Annotated in this window: 18 protein-coding genes and 1 riboswitch; of the genes, 9 read left to right on the plus strand and 9 right to left on the minus strand. The window is 44.9% G+C overall.

Annotated features, from left to right (window positions below; genetic code table 11):
- Positions 1–22 precede the first annotated feature (22 nt).
- Positions 23–466 (plus strand): RidA family protein, encoded by a 444-nt coding sequence (locus tag WG943_RS02500; RefSeq protein ID WP_340406595.1) that lies wholly within the window; start codon positions 23–25, stop codon positions 464–466.
- A gap of 252 nt (positions 467–718) precedes the next feature.
- Here WG943_RS02500 and ruvB read toward each other — a convergent pair whose 3' ends face one another.
- The 5 genes from ruvB to WG943_RS02525 form a co-directional block, all read right to left on the minus strand.
- A complete protein-coding gene (gene ruvB, locus WG943_RS02505; RefSeq protein WP_340406596.1) occupies positions 719–1,762 on the minus strand; it encodes a Holliday junction branch migration DNA helicase RuvB in 1,044 nt (347 codons plus the stop codon).
- Positions 1,763–1,936: 174 nt separating this feature from the next.
- Positions 1,937–2,554 carry a hypothetical protein gene (locus tag WG943_RS02510; RefSeq protein WP_340406597.1) on the minus strand — a complete coding sequence of 206 codons (618 nt, stop codon included), beginning with the start codon at positions 2,552–2,554 and terminating at the stop codon, positions 1,937–1,939.
- Entirely contained in the window at positions 2,551–3,099 is a 549-nt protein-coding gene (locus WG943_RS02515; protein ID WP_340406598.1) for an RNA polymerase sigma factor, read from the minus strand. Before WG943_RS02515 ends, WG943_RS02510 begins: the two co-directional genes overlap by 4 nt.
- Before the next feature lie 328 nt (positions 3,100–3,427).
- Positions 3,428–4,606, minus strand: coding sequence for an acyl-CoA dehydrogenase family protein (locus WG943_RS02520; protein ID WP_340406599.1), 1,179 nt, complete (start codon positions 4,604–4,606; stop codon positions 3,428–3,430).
- A gap of 337 nt (positions 4,607–4,943) precedes the next feature.
- Entirely contained in the window at positions 4,944–7,376 is a 2,433-nt protein-coding gene (locus WG943_RS02525; protein ID WP_340406600.1) for a TonB-dependent receptor, read from the minus strand.
- A 68-nt stretch (positions 7,377–7,444) separates the two neighbouring features.
- A riboswitch (TPP riboswitch) is annotated at positions 7,445–7,542 on the minus strand.
- Positions 7,543–7,791: 249 nt separating this feature from the next.
- Between WG943_RS02525 and WG943_RS02530 the strand changes: the two genes are divergently transcribed.
- Positions 7,792–8,016: a hypothetical protein gene (locus tag WG943_RS02530; RefSeq protein ID WP_340406601.1), complete on the plus strand. Its 225-nt coding sequence runs from the start codon at positions 7,792–7,794 to the stop codon at positions 8,014–8,016.
- A gap of 63 nt (positions 8,017–8,079) precedes the next feature.
- Here the strand turns inward: WG943_RS02530 and WG943_RS02535 are convergent, their stop codons facing one another.
- From WG943_RS02535 to pnuC, 4 genes are all read right to left on the minus strand, one after another.
- Entirely contained in the window at positions 8,080–8,955 is an 876-nt protein-coding gene (locus WG943_RS02535) for an aldose 1-epimerase family protein (protein WP_340406602.1), read from the minus strand.
- A 10-nt stretch (positions 8,956–8,965) separates the two neighbouring features.
- A complete protein-coding gene (locus tag WG943_RS02540; protein ID WP_340406603.1) occupies positions 8,966–9,487 on the minus strand; it encodes an ATP-binding protein in 522 nt (173 codons plus the stop codon).
- A 185-nt stretch (positions 9,488–9,672) separates the two neighbouring features.
- Positions 9,673–9,849: a hypothetical protein gene (locus WG943_RS02545; RefSeq protein WP_340406604.1), complete on the minus strand. Its 177-nt coding sequence runs from the start codon at positions 9,847–9,849 to the stop codon at positions 9,673–9,675.
- A gap of 128 nt (positions 9,850–9,977) precedes the next feature.
- Complete coding sequence (pnuC, locus tag WG943_RS02550; RefSeq protein ID WP_340406605.1) at positions 9,978–10,610, minus strand: nicotinamide riboside transporter PnuC; 633 nt, start codon at positions 10,608–10,610, stop codon at positions 9,978–9,980.
- 118 nt (positions 10,611–10,728) lie between these two features.
- Between pnuC and WG943_RS02555 the strand changes: the two genes are divergently transcribed.
- The 7 genes from WG943_RS02555 (at position 10,729) to WG943_RS02585 (ending at position 19,756) form a co-directional block, all read left to right on the plus strand.
- Positions 10,729–11,046, plus strand: a complete 318-nt coding sequence (locus WG943_RS02555; RefSeq protein ID WP_340406606.1) for a rhodanese-like domain-containing protein — start codon at positions 10,729–10,731, stop codon at positions 11,044–11,046.
- Between the two features lie 172 nt (positions 11,047–11,218).
- Positions 11,219–12,688 carry an IMP dehydrogenase gene (gene guaB / locus WG943_RS02560; protein ID WP_340406607.1) on the plus strand — a complete coding sequence of 490 codons (1,470 nt, stop codon included), beginning with the start codon at positions 11,219–11,221 and terminating at the stop codon, positions 12,686–12,688.
- 295 nt (positions 12,689–12,983) lie between these two features.
- Positions 12,984–15,062, plus strand: coding sequence for a GAF domain-containing SpoIIE family protein phosphatase (locus WG943_RS02565; RefSeq protein ID WP_340406608.1), 2,079 nt, complete (start codon positions 12,984–12,986; stop codon positions 15,060–15,062).
- 4 nt (positions 15,063–15,066) lie between these two features.
- Positions 15,067–15,405: an STAS domain-containing protein gene (locus tag WG943_RS02570; RefSeq protein WP_340406609.1), complete on the plus strand. Its 339-nt coding sequence runs from the start codon at positions 15,067–15,069 to the stop codon at positions 15,403–15,405.
- Positions 15,398–15,808, plus strand: a complete 411-nt coding sequence (locus tag WG943_RS02575) for an ATP-binding protein (RefSeq protein ID WP_340406610.1) — start codon at positions 15,398–15,400, stop codon at positions 15,806–15,808. Before WG943_RS02570 ends, WG943_RS02575 begins: the two co-directional genes overlap by 8 nt.
- A gap of 163 nt (positions 15,809–15,971) precedes the next feature.
- The gene (locus tag WG943_RS02580) at positions 15,972–18,278 is read left to right on the plus strand and encodes a peptidylprolyl isomerase (RefSeq protein WP_340406611.1); all 2,307 of its coding nucleotides are present in this window, start codon (positions 15,972–15,974) and stop codon (positions 18,276–18,278) included.
- A 113-nt stretch (positions 18,279–18,391) separates the two neighbouring features.
- Complete coding sequence (locus WG943_RS02585) at positions 18,392–19,756, plus strand: peptidylprolyl isomerase (RefSeq protein ID WP_340406612.1); 1,365 nt, start codon at positions 18,392–18,394, stop codon at positions 19,754–19,756.
- Position 19,757 lies beyond the last annotated feature (1 nt).

Raw genomic sequence — 19,757 nt, forward strand, 5'->3', positions numbered from 1 at the left:
TAAACCTATAACCTAAAAAACTATGAAAAAATTAATTGCAATCTTGCTGTTACTGTGCCTTGCATTTTCAGTAAAAGTTAAAGCTCAGGGTGTTCTGGAAAATAATGGCAAGGTTTTCCACCTAAGCCCAGGAGAGAAAGAGTACAACTATGCGCAGGCCTACCGGAGCGGCAATATGCTCTACATTTCGGGCACGGTTGGCAACGGCACAATGGATGCCGCCATGGAACGTGTTTATAAAACGTTGGAGCTGACGCTGAAAAAGTATAACCTGGATTTCACGCATGTGGTAAAGGAGAACCTTTACACTAAAGACATGGAAGCCAGCAAGAAAAGTATGGCTATCCGGAAGAAATATTATGGCTCCCACTCCCCCGCCGCCACCTGGGTAGAAATTTCAAGACTATTTGATCAGGAGTCAGTACTGGAGGTAGAACTGATCGCTGAAATAAAGAAAACAGAATAGGAAACCTCTATTATAACTGCCTTCACATCGTATAACCGGAGGCGGCTGTAGTTTGATATTCCAACTATTAAGGACTATTTTATTTAAAGCGGGCAGAGTTAATCCAGCAGCTTATAACCGCAGGATTTAGGCTTTCAACCTAGTCAGATTAATTAATCTGACTTATTAATTAATCTGATTTCTATTAATCTACGGGCAAGAAAAAAGCAGGCCATTGGGCCTGCTCCTTGCACTTATATCACAAACAGTTCTTTATTCAGATTGATCAAACAGACTACCACCTACTACTTGCTGAGGCGGCACTTTGCCTAAGTGTCTGTACGCAGCTTCTGTTGCCTCACGGCCTCTTGCTGTACGCTTAATATAACCTTCCTGTATCAGGAAAGGTTCGTAAACTTCTTCTATAGTTTCTGCTTCTTCGCCACAGGCCGTTGCAATAGTAGAAATACCTACAGGACCACCTTTATACTTATCGATGATGCACGAAAGTATACGCTTGTCCATATCATCCAGTCCGTTGTGATCCACATCAAGGGCACCTAAGGCGAAACGGGCTATCTCTACATCAATGGTACCGTCGCTTTTTACCTGCGCAAAGTCGCGGGTACGGCGCAGCAGGTTATTGGCAATACGTGGTGTACCACGGCTGCGGCGTGCGATTTCAAAAGCGGCATCCTCGTAAATTGGAGCACCCAGCAATGCAGAAGAACGTTTCACGATAGAAGTAAGCAACTCTGCATCGTAATACTCCAGGCGGCTGTTGATACTAAAACGAGCACGCAGTGGCGCAGTAAGCAAACCAGAACGTGTAGTTGCACCGATCAGCGTAAATGGGTTCAGGCTGATCTGCACAGAACGGGCGTTAGGGCCCGAGTCCAGCATAATATCGATCTTGTAGTCCTCCATGGCCGAGTACAGGTACTCTTCCACTATCGGGTTGAGGCGGTGTATCTCATCAATAAAAAGTACGTCGTTCGGGTCGAGGTTAGTAAGCAAACCAGCTAAATCGCTTGGCTTATCCAGTACCGGGCCAGAAGTCATTTTTATACCAGCTCCCAGTTCGGAGGCAATAATGTGCGAAAGCGTGGTTTTACCCAAACCTGGAGGTCCGTGCAGTAGCACGTGGTCCAAAGCCTCGCCGCGGTGCTTTGCCGCCTGCACAAATATCTTAAGGTTCTCCACCACCTTTGCCTGCCCCGTAAAATCGGAAAAGCTAAGCGGACGGAGCGCCTTGTCTATGTCGCGTTCGGTTGGCGTCATGTATTCGTTTTCGCCAGTAAGATAATCTTCCCTCATGCTCTAAAATTAATCTTTATTTTCTGCTTTTGCAGTACTTAGTTGTAACAGAAAGCAAGTACAATTGGCTCCATTACAGCTTACGAATTTACGTAATTTTGCTAATTATTTTATAGTTTTTAACTATAAATCTAATATGGTTAGCAAAACTGCAAATTTTCCTTCCTCTCTGCACTATGCATCTCTGAGTTTGCTCTTTAAAGCTTCCAGGTCTTTAATAATAGGCTCATACAATTCCTGATAGCGTAACCTGCTATAGTATAAGGATAGTCCCCCTACTAAAACCATTACTATAATAAGAGCCAGGTGCATTACCAGGCGCAATTTCCAACTTTCATCCCAGAATATATCCAGGTAAATAAGATTTAACCCAATAGTAGAAATTACCATTTGCAGAGGTGTTATCAAACGGATAGAAGTATCGCGAAAGCGGAGGCTTTTTAAAGTATGGCTGATATATTCATTGCTGCTGCTATCTGCCTTTAGGTTACCCCACGGCACAGACTTTAGCCATTGTGCCAAAGCCGAAAGCAGAATGGCCCCAAACATTATTACAAGGCCTATATCAAACCACATTGTCTTTGGGGCAAATCCTTTCCGAAGAATGAATACAAAAGCGGCTGAAGTCAGGCAAAGTACGACTGTCATCATAATGTTTGTCCATATGATCTTACGCTGCAACGCTTTTGTCCTTTCCTGCAAATTGGACACAATAGTTTTATCACTTTCTTTATTTATCAGCTCCGGCGCATGCTGCGTCTGCCAGCTTTTTTGGATATCGTCAAAATTCATAGCTTTTTGCTATTTTCTGTAAATGTTTCCTGGTTAACGTGCTGCTCCATTAGCATGGCCAGCTTCTGTTTTATGCGACTTATTTTTACGCCCACATGATTCACGGTAAGCCCCAGAACCTCAGCAATTTCTTTATAAGATACCTCCTCCAGTAACAGCGAAATAATGAGGCGGTCCTGCTTTTCCAGACAGTTTATGCAGTAATGTAATTTTTGCAGCAGCACCTCCTGTTCTTGTTTTTGTAAGGACTCGGCAGTAGTGTCGGGGAGTTCAGCTATATGCCGGGGCAGCGGTTCGGTGTTTTTGCCCTGTTGCTTCCGGTGAAGTATAGCCGTATTCAGGGTGATGCGGTAAAGCCATGTACTCAGTTTAGCATCGCCACGAAAAGTATGCAGATTCAGCCATACTTTTACCAACACCTCCTGATATAGATCGCTGGCATCCTCTGGGTCAGGCATACAGGCGCGGCAGATGCGGTATAGCCTGTCCCGGTTCTCCTGCACAATCTGCTCAAACAGTTTTTCCTTATCAGGCATGAGCATCATACTTTATTAACTGATGAGAGAAAGTATAAATGTTGCTGTAACTCAGGAAGCGGTTCTGCTTTGTAAATGTTCGGCATAAAATAAGTTTGTTAAAGGTGAATAATTAGAGCTGTTCCAGAGCCAGTTTATACTTAGAGCAGATATATTACTTTTTATTACACCTACAGACAAAAATTTTGCAGAAAATATGATTGGTAAATAGCCAGACACTCGCGGGAGCTGCGCACGCCGCGAGGTCTACGTAAACAGCAAAGGCAGCTACTTCCGCAGCTGCCTTTGCTATACTTTATAGCCCTCCCCTGTTTTTAGGGAAGGGTTGGGTGGGATCTTACTTAAAAGCCTGGATACCGGTAATATCAGCACCAGTTATCAGCAAGTGAATATCGTGCGTTCCTTCGTAGGTGATTACCGATTCGAGGTTCATCATGTGGCGCATGATCGGGTACTCGCCAGTAATACCCATACCACCGTGGATTTGGCGTGCTTCGCGGGCGATGTGCAGGGCCATGTCTACGCTGTTACGTTTCGCCATTGATATCTGCTGGGTAGTGGCCTTGCCCTCGTTCATCAGGGTTCCCAAGCGCCATACCATCAGCTGTGCCTTGGTAATTTCGGTAACCATTTCAGCCAGTTTTTTCTGCGTTAACTGGAAGCCACCTATCGGCTTATCGAACTGGATGCGCTCTTTGCTATACTTTAAAGCAGACTCGTAGCAATCAATGGCTGCGCCAATAGCACCCCACGAAATACCGTAACGGGCAGAGTCTAAACAACCTAATGGACCGCGTAAACCATCAACGTTTGGCATCAAGTTCTCTTTAGGCACTTTCACGTTATCAAAAACCAGCTCGCCGGTGCAGCTGGCGCGTAGGCTCCACTTATTATGTATCTCCGGTGTTGAGAAACCTTCCATACCGCGCTCTACGATCAGGCCTTTAATGCGACCTTCTTCGTTTTTGGCCCAAACCACGGCTACCTGGCACTCCGGAGAGTTAGAAATCCACATTTTAGAACCATTGAGCAGGTAATGATCGCCCATATCTTTGATGTTGGTCATCATACCGCCCGGGTTAGAACCAAAGTCAGGCTCTGTTAAACCGAAGCAGCCCAGCCACTCGCCGCTTGCCAGCTTTGGCAGGTACTTTTTGCGCTGTTCTTCTGAGCCATACTTGTAGATCGGGTACATTACCAGCGAGCCCTGCACCGATGCTGTAGAACGCATGCCCGAATCACCACGCTCAATTTCCTGCATGATGATGCCGTAGCTGATATAATCCAGGCCACCACCGCCATACTCAGTCGGGATAGTCGGACCGAAAGCGCCAACATCTCCAAATTTCTTCACGATCTCTGATGGGAAATGTGCATCCTGCGCCCACTTTTCGATGTTGGGTGATATCTCACGCTTCACGAAGTCGCGCATAGTCTGGCGGATAAGCAGATGCTCTTCGGTAAGCAGGTCGTCTATGTTGAAATAGTCAGGTGCTCCTGATGATTCGTAAGCCATAGTTTTGTTTTAAAGGTTTTTGAGAAGGGTAATACGCAAAGTTAAAATTTTATACCACAGATTAATGGGGATTTTTGATTAAGTATGATTCTTTACTCAATCAACATATACAGGATTGACAAAGGATATACAAAATTGTTTACCTGTGAACAATTCCCATCCTCTTCTTGCCCAAAAAAGGGTGTCTGTTCGCAAGTATAAATGTAATCAACCCTTGTAGTTTACTTAAATCCTGATCCAGTTTAATCTTGAATTCAAGCGAATCTCAAAAAATCCAGACAAAGAAAAAAGCCCTACCAAACGGCAGGGCTCCTTCTATAAAATATAGTTTTATACTTTAGAACTTCACGCCAAGCGATAGCAGGAAGTTTCTGGTAGCCTGTGGGTAGTAGTAATTGTAGTCGTAGCGGGTGTTGTCGCCTACGTACTGCTCGCTCCAGGTGTAGCCGTTGGCCACATACTTTTGGTTAAGGAGGTTGTTTACCAGCAGCGCCAGCTCTAGCTCCTTCATAAACGATGGCTTTAAAGTATAGCGCAGGCGCAGGTCGGCTACTTGGTATGCATCAATCTTACGATCTTCAGAGCCAGTATTATCCAAATATTGCTTGCCTACTGTTTTGTAAAGTATGGCTGCTCTGAAACCTTTTAGCGGCTGCACCTCCAGTTTATGCGCCGAAACTACTGCAGGCGAGAAGGAGATATCTGTTTCGCTGTAGCTCGTCTCCACCACATCCTCTACATTATAATCGTCATCATATACATACAAGTAGTCGGTAAAATTACGGATCTTGTTTCTGCTGAAGGTGACGTTACTGCTCAGCTCCACGAAATCGTTGAAATTAACCATACCTGCCAATTCCATACCGGTGCGATAGCTGTCTTTGATGTTAGTGCGCAGCGGCGAACCTACATCGTTTAGCTGCCCTGTAAGCACCAGCTGGTTATCGTAGTCCATGTGGTAAAAGTTGGCATCCAAAGTATAACGGGCGCCTTTGCCAAGTATAGCTAGGTTGCTGCCACGCAAACGGTAACCGATTTCCAGGTTATACAGTGTCTCTGCTTTAGGGTCAGTTGCTCCAGCCTGTGTGTTCAAAGACTTATCGGTAAAATCAGAACGGGTTGGTTCGCGGTTTCCTACAGCGTAAGAAGCATAGGCAGTTTGGCCTTCACTAATCTCATAGGTAACACCAGCTTTAGGATTGATGAAGCTGAAATCTACCTGCTGGGTTACGTTACGGTTATCATCATCAACGCCATCAATACTATAATCAATAGTGCGGTACTGCAAGTCGCCGAATACACCTAACTTATGAGTTAGCTGATAGTTTACTTTACCAAAAATGTTAAAGTCGGTTTTAAGTGCATTATTGAAATAGTAACGCTGCCCTAATTCGCTGTTAGAGGCGTAGCGGGCCCAGATTACTTCGCCAAAGTGGTCGCCATCATACTTGTTCCAGGCACCGCCCAGGGTAGCGTTCAGTTTACCGGCCTCATCAGTGTAATTCAGGGCATATGTTGCACCATAGAAGTAGTTATCAAGCCACTTTTGGCGGATAAGGTCGGAGCGGCTGATGGTGGTATCGCCTAGCGCTACCGGCGCGATGCTATAGTTAGCCAACTTCTGGTTATACTTGTACTGCTCGTAATAGCCACGCCCACGGGTAAAATGAAAGGCACCACCCAGGTTCAGGCGCGGCAGCAGGTCTTTAGAGTAGTGCAACTGGTAGTGGTCCTGTTGGTAATTATCCGTCTCGTTTTCATAGGTAAGGGAGTTGTAGGTGCGGTCTGTCTCCAGCTTATCTTCCGGCACTCCGTTCCAGGCCTGATAGGTTTTTTCTCTGCCCGAGAAGGTTACGAACTTCAGCATACCTGTTTTACCATGGTAACCTGCCGCCAGGTAGTATGATTTCAGATCAGAAGAAGCACGATCAATATAGCCATCTGAGGAAATTTTAGATAAGCGGCCATCTACGGTAAACTTATCATTAATTAGTCCAGAGCCAAAAGAAACCGAATGACGCCAGGTGTCAAAGGAGCCGTAAGCGTTTACAGCCTCGGCATAGGCTTCGCGGTTTACACCGATGGTACGGATATTCAAACTGGCTCCAAAAGCGCCGGCACCGTTCGTAGAGGTACCTACTCCGCGCTGCACCTGCACATCCTCTATTGATGAGGCAAGGTCGGGCATGTTTACAAAGAAAGTACCATGGCTCTCAGAGTCGTTTACCGGGATGCCGTTTACCGTTACGTTGATGCGGGTGATGTCGGAGCCACGAATGCGGATGCCTGTATAGCCCACTCCAGCGCCTGCATCAGAATTAACCACCACCGATGGCGTTTGCTCCAGCAAGTATGGCAGGTCCTGTCCAAAGTTGCGTTCTGCTATCTCTTGTTTGCTAACGTTGGTAAAGGTTGTGCCTGTTTTTTCGCTGGCACGCGTTGCAGATACTACCACCTCACCGGTTTGCAGCACCTGAGCGCGTAACCTAACCTGCACCTGTTCATCCTGCTGTAGGTTTACAGTTACTTTCTGGCCTTCAAAGCCTAGGTAGCTGATGTTTAAAGTATAAGTCCCGGCTGGCAGATTACTGAACACAAAATTGCCTAACTGGTTAGTGGCCACGCCTGTGCCTGTGTTCTCAAGCACAACGTTAGCACCGGCCAATGCATTGCCAGAGGCTGCATCAGCCACACGCCCGCTCAGGTTAAACTGAGCAAGCAACTGCAATGGCAATACAATTGCCGCCATCACAAATAATAGCTTTTTCATTAAAGATGATTGATAAAAAGGTTTGACATAAAAACTTATGCCAGGGGGAATAGCCATTAAAGCTACCTTTTATTACCGTTTTGTATTCCCTTCGACGGCATTATCCGCATCAGGTTCAATGGGTATGATCTCAGCCCGTTATATTAAGGCACCCCTAACGAGGGCAAAGTTATAAGGCTTTTTTGGTTTATTCAAAATATAACTTCACCCAAATGGGCAAATACATTCTTTATGCTGGTTAGCAGCATGTTATTTTTCCTGAAATGTAAAAACCACAGAAGCAGAAAGTACGTTGAAAACAGTAAATGGCACACATCCTCTATATTGCCTTAAACGTAAAAAGAGTGTAGCATAAGCCAGCTGAAACAATTAATGAAAAAGTAGAACTGTGATGATGATCAGCATTTTATATACAATGGCGCTCCTAACCATACTAGCATATTATGCTTTTGCACCCCGCAAAAAGTTTAACCACCCACCATCAACAGATAACGATGATGACGGAGGTGAACCATTAGGAGATGATTTACCTGACTTGGACCTCCCGCCCGGCATATCGCTGCCGGTAAACGACTTTGAACCAAGGTATGACTTCAGAAGCATTAAAGTACCTAAGTTTCCTGAACCATCCCTTCACTGAACACAAAATTAAAAGCCCCGGTTAAGACTAACCGGGGCTTTTAATTTGGGGCTCTTAAAATGCTTACCAAACTGTTATGCTAAATGTCCGCTCAAATACATGCTTTGGGCGCAACTCGTTTATACCTTCTTTCTCCTGCAGTTCGCTGCTATCGCTGGTGCTACTGGCAATACCGCACCATGGCTCAATACATACATATGGCGAAGGGCCTGGTTTAGCCCATATTCCTAAGTAGGGAAAACCTTCGAAACCAAGTTCTACTTTACGTGGGCCTGTATGACTGCCTAAAACCAGTTTTTCAGAGTGAAGATCTTTTAGTACGATGGCGTCTTTATCAAAATACTGGTGGTTAAGTGGCAATACATTGGTTTTCTCTGCCAGCAGTGCGGTTTCGCCAGTTAGTAAACCTTTTTCACTGATTAAGTGGCGGCGCAGTGTTTCTTCTTTCTCAAACTCGAGGTAATAATCGCTGTACTGCTCGTTAGGGTACAGCGGGACGTTAAACCCAGGGTGCCCACCTACAGAGAACCACATAGCTTTGGTGTCTTCGTTAAGCACCTGGTACGTTACCTCCAGCCTGTTCTCTTCTAGTTTGTAAGCAACCAGCAACCTGAACTCAAATGGGTACTGCTCCAGCGTCTCCTCGTCGTGCTCTAATTGAAAAACCAGTTTATGATCATGCTCCTCTATCAGCTCGAACTCCTTTCTGCGGGCAAAGCCGTGCCTGCTCATCTGGTAGGTTTTACCCTCGTAAGTATACTGCTGCTGTGGCAACTCTCCTACTATCGGAAAAAGATTTGGTGCGTGGCTGGCCCATACAGCGTGGTCTGCTACCCAAATTAACTCCAGGTCTTCGTCTTTTTTGATAAAGTGTTGTAGCTCGGCACCCATACTTTCGATGCCTACCTTAAAGTATTCGTTCTCGATGAAATATAGCATAGTATGATCTTTATTCGTTTTTCAGGAGCAGGCTGTCTATGTGCTGGCGTGCCAGGTTAAAACGCTCTTGCTGTTGCCCGGTTACTTCTACAAATGGCACCTGTAGCGCCTGCAGTTCACGTTTGTACCAATCGTAGAAATACTTGCGCATGTGCGGGTGCTCACGCTGCGGATCCGGCTCCCACGGCAAATCAACGCCCATTAGTAGGCAAAGGTTGTAGTCCTGCTGCATTAGTTTTTCAGCTATCCACTCCGGACACCGGCCAAAGGCATGCTCACTCCATATCTTAAGCACTAGCATATCGGTATCAGCAAAAAGTATGGCATTAGCCTGCTGCATAGCCTGCTGCTCTAATTCCCACTGCCCACGTGCAATAGCCTCAATATCGTCCAAAGTATAAGATCTGTCTAACCCTCCGATGTAGCTGCGGGCGTACTCCGGCACCCACACGGTATTATAATGCCCCGCCAGCTGTTCTGATAGAGTAGATTTGCCTGTAGATTCTGGCCCTGTAATAGATACTTTTAGCATGGGGCAAAGGTCGTGAAAAATAATGAGGCGCAGCGACCGCTCTTACCAAAGAAAAAGCCTTACCTGCAGTGGCTATTAACTAAAAGCTACTACAAATAAGGCTTTAATAAACTTTAGTAATGAGAGGCAGAAACAGCGATCAAGTTCGTCGCAATCAGCTTAAAATTAAAACGCGCTGCGATACCTTAGTTTTCTGAAAAGCTATAATCGTAAAAATTATACACTTCCAGCTCTGTTTCTACGGTGTTGCCATACTGCTTGAAAAGCATTTTTTTAGGGCTTTCGTCCGGAGACTCATACCCCCATTTCAAACGATTGACATACTTTAATTCCTCGGGTAATTGTAACTTCTTTTGCTTCATATCATCTCACATTTAAGCGTTACACATACAACCCTCGAACATAGGGTGTCTACAGAATTCACCTATATGTACGCAGGCAGAATTACCACGATTGTACTTTTACACAGTATAAATAGTACAATAAACACTTATTTCATTATTACCTGCTTCCTTTCACGCTCAGTTAAAGACTTTTTCCAATCGATATACCCAACCACGCACAGTATGAGAAAGATAAAGTATAGCACGCTTGTAATATACAATTCCTTATAAGTATAAACTCCTACATACACCACATCTACAACCAGCCATACAATCCAATTTTCTATATATTTCTTAGCCATCATCCAATAGCCGATCAGGCTTATTGCGGTTGTGGCTGAATCGGTATACGATAGGTCTGCGTTAGTGTAATTTTCGAGGAAATAGCCTAAGCCCAAGGTAAATGCTGTACCCAATACAATCAGAATAGCCAACTGCTGTCTTCCTACATGGCCAACTTTACGCTCAGTATGCCCTTTGCCGCCATATAACCAGATATACCAACCATAAAAACTGGTAATAACATAAAAAGCGTTTAATCCCATATCAGCATACAGGCGCACATCATAAAATATAACAACATATATAGCCACGCTTACCAAACTTACCGGCCAGGTAAGAACACTTTGGCGGGCAGCAAGCCATACACCTGCCACACCGGTAAGGGCTCCGGCAAGTTCTAAAAGGCTCATGGCCTGTACGGCCTCAACTATACTTTGGGTGATGCTTGTTGTATCCATCTCGTAAAAAACCTCTGGCGGGGATGCTATAAGTAGGCAAATTCGTTGCTAAGTTTGTAAATCAAATTAACTCTGCCAAACAAGCAACCACTGCACAGCTTTTGGCGATTTATAAAGTATGGACGAAATTACTGCTATTGAACTTAAAGAGCGGCTTGCCCGCAATAATAAAATACAATTAGTTGATGTGCGTGAGCCTTCTGAGTTTGAGATATGCAACCTTGGCGGTGAACTTATACCATTAGGTGAACTTCCAAAGCAGGTCAGCCGCATCCGCCGCGATATTCCGGTTGTAGTGATCTGCCACCACGGCTTCAGAAGCGCTCAAGCTATTAATTACCTTACCCAGCGCCTCGGCTTCGATAACCTGCTTAACCTTAAGGGTGGTATACATGCCTGGGCCACACAAGTAGACCCGGATATGGCAGTTTATTAACGGCAAAATCCTTTACAGATATAGGTCTGCAATTTATACCAGCAAAGGCTTTTGTACATCATTTACCTCCTGCCTTCTAACCTCGAAATTATTTTATTTAGCCTATTGCAGAATTATCCCAACTATTTTTCGTAGTTTTACGCGGCAAATAAGGACCCCTAATTTATTTGCCATGCTCTCTGAACAGTCAAAGATTCTTTTTGAGGCGCTCACTTACGACGACGTGCTTCTTCTCCCGGCTTACTCCGAGGTACTCCCACATCAAACCGACACTTCTACTCAGTTAACGCGCAACATTCGCATTAATATTCCTTTGCTTTCGGCTGCCATGGACACAGTAACCGAAGCAGACCTGGCTATTGCTATGGCACAGGAAGGCGGAATCGGCATTATTCACAAAAATATGTCGATAAAGAAGCAGGCGGCGCAGGTGCGAAAGGTAAAACGTTCGGAAAGTGGCATGATCCTAGACCCAATCATCCTGAACGAGAATGCCACGCTAGGTGATGCCGTACAAATTATGACGGATAACAAGATTGGCGGTATTCCAATCGTGAACGATAAAGGCCAGCTAACAGGTATCATTACCAACCGTGACCTGCGTTTCCAGAAAGACCTTACCCAAAAGGTGTCGCAGGTGATGACCAGCGAAAACCTGATTACTGCTAAAAAAGGCACCGATTTATCTAAAGCAGAAGACATTTTGCAGGAGTATAAAATTGAGAAGCTGCCTGTTATAGACGAAGATGGCAAACTTGCCGGGCTTATTACCTACAAAGACATCTTGAAGAAAAAAGATCGCCCTTTTGCCTGCAAAGATGAATTTGGCAGACTAAGAGTAGGAGCCGCAGTTGGCGTTACGCCTGATGTACTGGATCGTGTACAGGCACTTGTGGATGCTGGCGTAGACGTAATTAGCGTAGATACCGCCCATGGTCACTCAAGAGGTGTACTGGAAGCCGTTCGAAAAATAAAAGACACGTTCCCGAATGTAGACCTTATTGCTGGCAATATAGCTACAGCAGAAGGCGCAAAAGCCCTGGCAGACGCCGGAGCCGATGCTGTAAAAGTTGGCGTTGGCCCTGGCAGTATTTGTACCACACGTGTTATTGCAGGTATTGGCGTACCACAACTTTCGGCGGTAATGGAAGCAGCCAAAGGACTGAAGGGAACCGGAGTACCTGTAATTGCAGACGGTGGCATTAAGTTCTCAGGTGATGTTGTAAAAGCCCTAGCCGGCGGTGCAAGCACCGTTATGATTGGTTCTTTACTGGCCGGTACTGAAGAGGCGCCAGGCGAGATGCTCATTTACGAAGGACGCAAGTATAAAACATACCGTGGCATGGGTTCTGTAGAGGCCATGGAAGAAGGCTCTAAAGACCGTTACTTCCAGGGCAACGAAAAAGACTCTAAGAAACTGGTACCCGAAGGCATTGTAGGTCGTGTTGCCTATAAAGGCTTGGTGAATGAAGTAATTTACCAGCTGGCAGGTGGTATCAGGGCAGGCATGGGCTATTGTGGCACTCCTACTATTAAGGATCTGCAGGACGCCAAAATGGTTAAAATAACCGGAGCAGGCCTGCGCGAAAGCCACCCACACGATGTACAAATTATGCGTGAGGCACCAAACTATAGTCGTTAATAATATTAGATTATATAAAAAACACCGCTGCACAGATGATGTGCAGCGGTGTTTTTATTTTATTATGTAACTGATTACGTATAAGATAGCAGAATACAAAGCCTAACAAATATATTATGCACCTACTGCAGGCATGATTCAGATATTAACCAAAAGCATTATATTTACGTTATGCTATGTGTTTTTGCAGCCAGGGTCCGGTGGGTAGCATACTTTTTATTACCTTTCATTACTATTCTCAATCAAAAACAGCTAATAAGCAACGCCTTAAAGTACGGGCACGGTTTTCCGTTTTATGATATTTAAAACAAACGCGAAATCTTTAATGGTAACTACAGCTATCGTTAGCTGGGTGCTGCTGTTGCTTAATATTCTGATCTCAGCTGAGGCCATAAACCAACCAGGTGATGTTAAGTTCTCGCTGCCTTATGTAAACAACTTTCTTATTGTCATCTTCATTGTTTCTGTTTTCCTGTACCAGAGGCTTAGCGCAGAAAACCTAAAGGGCATTGATTTCATTGGCTACCTCTGGCATTTATTTTCGAAGGCGGGTGTAGCAGCTTACTTGAGTGTGGCCTTATTCCTGGGCTATCGCCTCGTATCCAATTATACTAATATAGAGTCGCCGTCTCTGTTGCACACCGTGTACCAGATAAATTTCGGATTGCTGATAATTTTCCTGGCAAAGGCCTTTTACATTTGGCGACAGCTGCTTTTATACCATAAAAATAAGTTTTTGCAGATAGCCTGGGACTGGTTTGAGTTGCTGATTTTTGGCACTCTGCTGCTCACGCTCTTAAACTTTAACTATACCAGTTACATTTTCCTGCCACTGCTGGCGCTGCTTAGCTTTTATATACTTTTCCTGTGCACTAACCTGAAATGGGTAGCCTACCTCACATTCAATAACAAAAGCAGGTCACTTGTACTGCTTGGCGCCATACTTCTCAGCTGCTACATCTTTGTTAACTTTTTCCAGCAGTTGGCTGATAGCCCCGATCTGGTAATAGATTATACTGATGTAGGCTTCCTGCTGCTGGCCATGCTTTTTGTGGGGCTTTATACTTTGGCTGCTTTCCTGGTATCGTTGTTTAGCTTACCTACCTCCAGTGTGTTTGAGCAAAAGAGCGAAGACCTGCTGAACTTCCAGCGTCTGAGCCAGTCTATACAACAAGGGCAAAGCGAGGCACAAGTATATGATATGCTTTTCGAAAGTACCATCAGGGCCTCTGATGCCAGCGCCTCATGGTTTGAACTGATCCGGAACAGCGAACCGCAGGTAACGCATCTGCTAAGTATAAACGCTGAGCAAATAACGCGCATCAGGCATTTGCTGCTGGCTTACAATATCCAGAACATCGACTACATCAACAATAATCTTGATCGCAACCCTGGATTCCGGGATCTTACATTACCCTGGAAGTCACTGATTATACTACCGATCAAATCAAAGAAGCATACGTTTGGGGTGCTGTACCTGCTAAAAGATATTGAGCAGGGCTTTGACCGCGAAACCACAAACGTGTTGCGCACCTTTACCAGCCAAACCATACTTACCATCGAAAACCTGCGCCTGGTAAACGAATCGCTGCTGAACGAACGATATAAGGAAGAGCTTAAGATTGCCACACAGGTACAGGAAAGTCTTATACCTAAAACATTTCCGACCGACAGTTGGTTTGAAATCTCAACCCATGCTGTTGCAGCTAAAGAAGTAGGAGGCGATTTTTATGATTTCCTTCAACTAAGCGAGTCTCGTATCGCCATTATTATAGGAGATGTTTCGGGTAAAGGTATCTCTGCAGCGTTCCATATGGCCCAGATGAAAGGTATCTTCCATGGATTAATGCAGCAGGACATGCCGCCAAGTGAATTCATGAAGCAGGCTAACAGTGCCCTAAGCCGATGCCTGGAGAAAACTTCTTTTATTACTTCTGCGCTATATATTATCGACTACCGGATGAAAGGCTTTATGTTTGCGCGCGCAGGCCATTGCCATACCTTATACTATAACTCGATGATGGAAGACGTGTTCTATTTCCAGACAGAGGGTTTGGGCTTGGGCATTATCCGTGACAAGAGCTACAACAACCATGTGCGCGAGATGTACTACGACTATAACCCGAACGATGTGATGGTTGTTTACACAGACGGCATAGTAGAGGCGCGCAGCCCTGATAATGAAGAGTATGGCGAAGACAGGCTGAAGTTTATGCTTGAGCAGACTTATCACCTGGAGGCCGAAGACATAAAATGCGCCATCATAAACGACCTGGAGGAATTTACCGGACCGGGCAACTTATATGATGACCAAACGTTGCTTGTTATTAAGTTTAAACCGACTCAACAAAACGACGAACCAAGTCGTACATAAGCCGATGAAAATTACACAAGAAATCAAAGACAACACCATCGTTATGACCCTGGATGGTGAACTGGATGCCAGCTCATCTGTTATACTTGACGAAGAATTAGCCGACCCAGAGATTATGAGTTATAGCAAAATCCTGGTCGATTGTGCTAAATTAAACTACATTTCCTCTGCTGGCCTTGGCGTGTTTATTTCTCACCTGCAACGCTTCGAAGACGCCCAGATCAAGCTTATTTTTTACAACATGCAGGACAAAGTGCGGAACGTGTTTGAAATACTAGGTCTTGACCTGCTCATGACCATTGTATCAGACTACGAAGAGGCAAGGACTGTTTCAAATGAATAACTCGATACGGGTAAATTGTACTAAAAAAAATCTTAAGCTGATACGCGATTTCGTCGTGGAGTATCTGCACGCCTATGCGTTAACAGATATCATGACAAACCAGATCGTATTAGCCGTGGATGAGATATGCGCAAACCTTATCATCCACGCTAATCACGAAGACCCGGACAAGTATATTCACCTTGCCATTAATAAGCAGAAGGAAATGCTGAAGTTTGAAATATCAGACAACGGCCTAGCCTTTAAAAGATCTGAGTACAAGGAGCCAAATATTGAAGAAAACATCCGGATGGGGAAAAAGGGTGGTGTTGGCATTGCCCTTGTTAACCGCATCATGGACAAAGTGGAATTTGAGTCTAATGACACACAGAATGTTTGTGTGTTATATAAAAAAATTAAATAAGGTGCTTTGGCACACTATTACAGCGCATTAACCGTTATCCGGAACAAAACCGCATGCAATTGTATTATAGTTATACTTTTTGCCAAATCTGTCAGAAAATTTAATTAAAATTGCATGGTCTGAGTCAGATCAGCTATCTAAATAGTTTGTATTCAATCAACTTATGCGCAGCAACCACTTACTTGTTGCAGCCGCCCTTTTTGTGGCCGGATGTACTGCAACCAAGAAGAACGATACCAAAGAACCAGCAATCGCTACACTAGGCACAGAGCCTATTTCTACAACAGAGTTCCAGTATGTTTATGAAAAGAACAATGCTGGCAACGAAGATGCCTACACCCGTGAGAGCGTTAAAGATTACCTTAAACTGTACACAAACTTCAAGTTAAAGGTAAAAGAAGCCGAAAGCCGTGGCCTGGATACCACTACAGCTTTTAAGCGTGAACTGGAAGGCTACAAGGAGCAACTGGCCCAGCCATACCTTACCGAGAAAAGTGTAACCGACCAGCTTGTAAAGCAGGCATACGACCGTTTGGGCAAGGAGGTAAATGCATCACATATACTGCTTACTCTACAGCCTGATGCAGCACCAGAAGATACGCTTGCCGCTTACAACAAAGCCATTGAGCTACGCCAGCGTGCCCTAAAAGGTGAAGATTTCGGCAAATTGGCTCAGTCTTTCTCCCAAGACCCATCAGCTGCAGAGAATAAAGGCAATCTAGGCTATTTCACATCTATGCAAATGGTGTATCCTTTCGAGGATGCTGCCTATAAAACTACTGTTGGTGATATATCAGTGCCGGTTCGTACCCGCTTTGGCTATCATCTTATTAAAGTGCACGACAAGCGCGAGGCGCGCGGCGAGATAAAAGTAGCGCATATTATGGTGCGTGCTACTCCTGGTATGCCTAAAGCCGACTCGCTGGCAGCCAAACAACGCATAGACGCTATCCACAAGCGCCTGCAGCGCAACGAGAACTGGAATAAACTGGCAGCAGAATTCTCTGAAGATGCCAACTCTGCCCAAAACGGAGGCGAACTTCCATGGTTTGGCACAGGCCGTATGATACCAAGCTTTGAGGATGCTGCTTTTGCGCTGAACAAGGAAGGAGATCTTACCAAGCCGCTGCTAACACCATATGGCTGGCACATTGTTAAGCTGATAGATAAGCGTGGTCTGCCACCGTTTGAAGACATGGAGCAGAATCTCCGAAACAAAATTGCTAAAGATTCCCGCTCTGAATTAAATAAAGCTGCTTTCATGAAGCGTGTAAAGGCCGAAAACAACTTTACAGAAGTTGCTAACGCCAAAGCAGCAGCCTTCAGTAAGACTAATTCAGACCTACTGCAGGGAAAATGGAATTACGATATAAATGACAAGGCACTAAACCAGACGCTTTTCACGATACAAGGTAAGCCATACACAGTAGGCAACTTTTATACTTTTGCAAAAGAGCAACAGCGCCCACGCACATCGGGTACGCCAGAATTTGCCATGCAGCAGCTTTACGACGCCTATGTTGATAAGAGCTTAGTTGAGTATGAAAGAGCCAACCTGGAAAACAAGTATACTGATTACAGGATGCTTGTTAAAGAATACCATGATGGTATTTTGCTATTCCAGCTGATGGACGAAAAAGTATGGTCTAAAGCCATTGAAGACTCTGTTGGCCTGAAAACATTCTTTGAACAAAACAAAGAAAAGTATAAGTGGGGGACACGTGTACAAGCTACCGTAATTAGTGCTGCTAACAAAGACTTATTAAACAAGGCGCAGCAGCAGCTGGCTACACAACGCTATCCTGTTAAATCTGCTAACCTGCCAGACATTTTGTTTGAGCAAAACAAGGCAGAGCTAACCAAAGACGCTACTATAAAGCTGAACGAGTTCGCCGAAATTCTTAAAAACAACGCCACGCTATCTATTGATGTGAACGGCCATGCCGACGCACGCGAAGCAGCAGGTAAAGATAACATTGCCAACCAGAGAGCACAGCGCGTGGTTAAGTACTTAACAGAAGAAGGCGTGCCAGCCGCTCAGATAAAAACAAATGCACTTGGTAAAACAGAGCAGGCAGGCCCTGACAACACTGAGTCTGGTCGCCGCCGTAACCGCCGCGCTTCTTTTGTACTTTATTCATCAGATGTAAGTGCGCTGGCAGATAACCTGAATACCAGCAACCCATTGGATGTACAGATAACAGAGAAGAGATTCCAGAAGGGTGAGCACAAAGTACTGGATACTGTAAACTGGGAAAAAGGCACCTATACGCTACAGCAGAACGGCCGTGAGTACCTGATCATTATCGAAGAGGTGCTGGAGCCAGCTTATAAGCAACTGAATGAGACCCGTGGCCTGGTTATTTCTGATTATCAGAACTACCTGGAGCAGCAGTGGGTAAACCAGCTGCGCGAGAAATACCCGGTAAACGTGAACGAAACTGAGCTAGAGAAACTAGTAAGAAAGTAAGGTAGCTTTAACTAGTCACCTCCCCTTCTGAAAAAGCAGACCTGAAACTCAGAATAAAGCAGTAACTTGCACGTTGATTTTTTAGCAGCGTGATTATTATAAGTATTACAACCTTGAGAAAGACAATCAATTTTGGCAGACTGGCATTTGTAGCGATTTGCTTTATTATCTCCTCACTAAATGTTGTGGCGCAGGCCCCTGTGCAGCGTAAGGTAGATGGCATTATTGCTAAAATAGACAACCACATCATACTTCGTTCTGATCTGGAGTTTAGCTATCTGCAGTACCTTGCCCAAACTAAGCAGCAGCCAAATGAAAGCCTGAAGTGCGACATACTTCGCTCTATGGTGCAGGATAAGCTCTTGCTTGCCCGCGCTGAGATAGACTCTGTAGTAGTAGACGAGGGTATGGTAACAGACCAACTTAACCGACGCATTGATTACCTTACCGCACAGGTAGGTGGTGTGGAGCGCCTGGAGCAGTATTACAATAAAAGTATAAAGCAGCTGAAGGACGAGCTTCGTAAGACAGTGAAAGAGCAGATGATCGCCGAGAAAATGCAGCAGGAAATTTCGGGCAAGATCAAGGTGACGCCAAAAGAAATCAAACGCTATTTTAATGCTATCCCTACTGATAGTTTGCCATACTTCTCAAGCGAAGTAGAGCTAGCCCAGATTGTAAAGTATGCGCAGGTAAGCAAGAAGCAAAAATTAGAAGCTCGCCAGAAACTTGAAGAGCTACGCAAGCGCATTTTAGCAGGCGAAGATTTTGCCACCCTAGCCAAACAGCATTCACAAGATCCGGGATCGGCAGCAAATGGTGGTGAGCTAGGCTTCTTTAAAAGAAAAGAACTTGTACCAGAGTATGAAGCAGCTGCTCTGCGCCTGGAGCCAGGCGGTATGTCTAATGTGATCGAATCTCAGTTTGGTTTCCACCTGATCCAGCTGATAGAGCGTAAAGGCCAGGAGTTCAACACACGTCATATCCTGATTAAACCAGAAACAGCTACGGTAGATGTAGCAACGGCAGCAGCTGAACTGGACAGCATCCGTACTCTTATTTTGAGCGACAGTATTACATTTGCCAAGGCAGCCAAGGATTTTTCGGATGATAAGCAAACGAAAGACAACGGAGGCTCTATTACAAGCCGTGCAACAGGCAGCATGTATATCCCGATGGATCAGGTAGACCCTGCTATTTTCTTTGTAATTGACACGATGCAGGTAGGCAATATATCTAAACCAATTCCTTTCCGTACGGAGGATGGCCAGGAAGCTGTTCGAATTATTTCTCTTAAATCAAAGTCAAAACCGCACCTGGCAAACCTACAGGACGATTATCAGAAAATAGCTACAGCTGCTCTAAACGAAAAGAAAGGAAAAGCCGTTGATGATTGGTTCCGAAGAAACATTGATACCGTATTCATTGAAATTGATCCGGAGTACCAGGAATGTAAGGTACTAGAGCTAACCCAATAAA

Origin of the sequence: Pontibacter sp. H249 (assembly GCF_037892465.1) — a bacterium.
Classification (GTDB): Bacteria; Bacteroidota; Bacteroidia; order Cytophagales; family Hymenobacteraceae; genus Pontibacter.

Coding starts and splice junctions, on each gene's coding strand:
- WG943_RS02525 (WP_340406600.1), bottom strand. CDS start 7,376: ATGAAAAAGCTATTATTTGTGATGGCGGCAATTGTATTGCCATTGCAG.
- WG943_RS02515 (WP_340406598.1), bottom strand. CDS start 3,099: ATGATGCTCATGCCTGATAAGGAAAAACTGTTTGAGCAGATTGTGCAG.
- WG943_RS02530 (WP_340406601.1), top strand. CDS start 7,792: ATGGCGCTCCTAACCATACTAGCATATTATGCTTTTGCACCCCGCAAA.
- WG943_RS02580 (WP_340406611.1), top strand. CDS start 15,972: ATGCGCAGCAACCACTTACTTGTTGCAGCCGCCCTTTTTGTGGCCGGA.
- pnuC (WP_340406605.1), bottom strand. CDS start 10,610: ATGGATACAACAAGCATCACCCAAAGTATAGTTGAGGCCGTACAGGCC.
- WG943_RS02520 (WP_340406599.1), bottom strand. CDS start 4,606: ATGGCTTACGAATCATCAGGAGCACCTGACTATTTCAACATAGACGAC.
- WG943_RS02545 (WP_340406604.1), bottom strand. CDS start 9,849: ATGAAGCAAAAGAAGTTACAATTACCCGAGGAATTAAAGTATGTCAAT.
- WG943_RS02555 (WP_340406606.1), top strand. CDS start 10,729: ATGGACGAAATTACTGCTATTGAACTTAAAGAGCGGCTTGCCCGCAAT.
- WG943_RS02540 (WP_340406603.1), bottom strand. CDS start 9,487: ATGCTAAAAGTATCTATTACAGGGCCAGAATCTACAGGCAAATCTACT.
- ruvB (WP_340406596.1), bottom strand. CDS start 1,762: ATGAGGGAAGATTATCTTACTGGCGAAAACGAATACATGACGCCAACC.
- WG943_RS02500 (WP_340406595.1), top strand. CDS start 23: ATGAAAAAATTAATTGCAATCTTGCTGTTACTGTGCCTTGCATTTTCA.
- WG943_RS02570 (WP_340406609.1), top strand. CDS start 15,067: ATGAAAATTACACAAGAAATCAAAGACAACACCATCGTTATGACCCTG.
- WG943_RS02510 (WP_340406597.1), bottom strand. CDS start 2,554: ATGAATTTTGACGATATCCAAAAAAGCTGGCAGACGCAGCATGCGCCG.
- WG943_RS02535 (WP_340406602.1), bottom strand. CDS start 8,955: ATGCTATATTTCATCGAGAACGAATACTTTAAGGTAGGCATCGAAAGT.
- guaB (WP_340406607.1), top strand. CDS start 11,219: ATGCTCTCTGAACAGTCAAAGATTCTTTTTGAGGCGCTCACTTACGAC.
- WG943_RS02575 (WP_340406610.1), top strand. CDS start 15,398: ATGAATAACTCGATACGGGTAAATTGTACTAAAAAAAATCTTAAGCTG.
- WG943_RS02565 (WP_340406608.1), top strand. CDS start 12,984: ATGATATTTAAAACAAACGCGAAATCTTTAATGGTAACTACAGCTATC.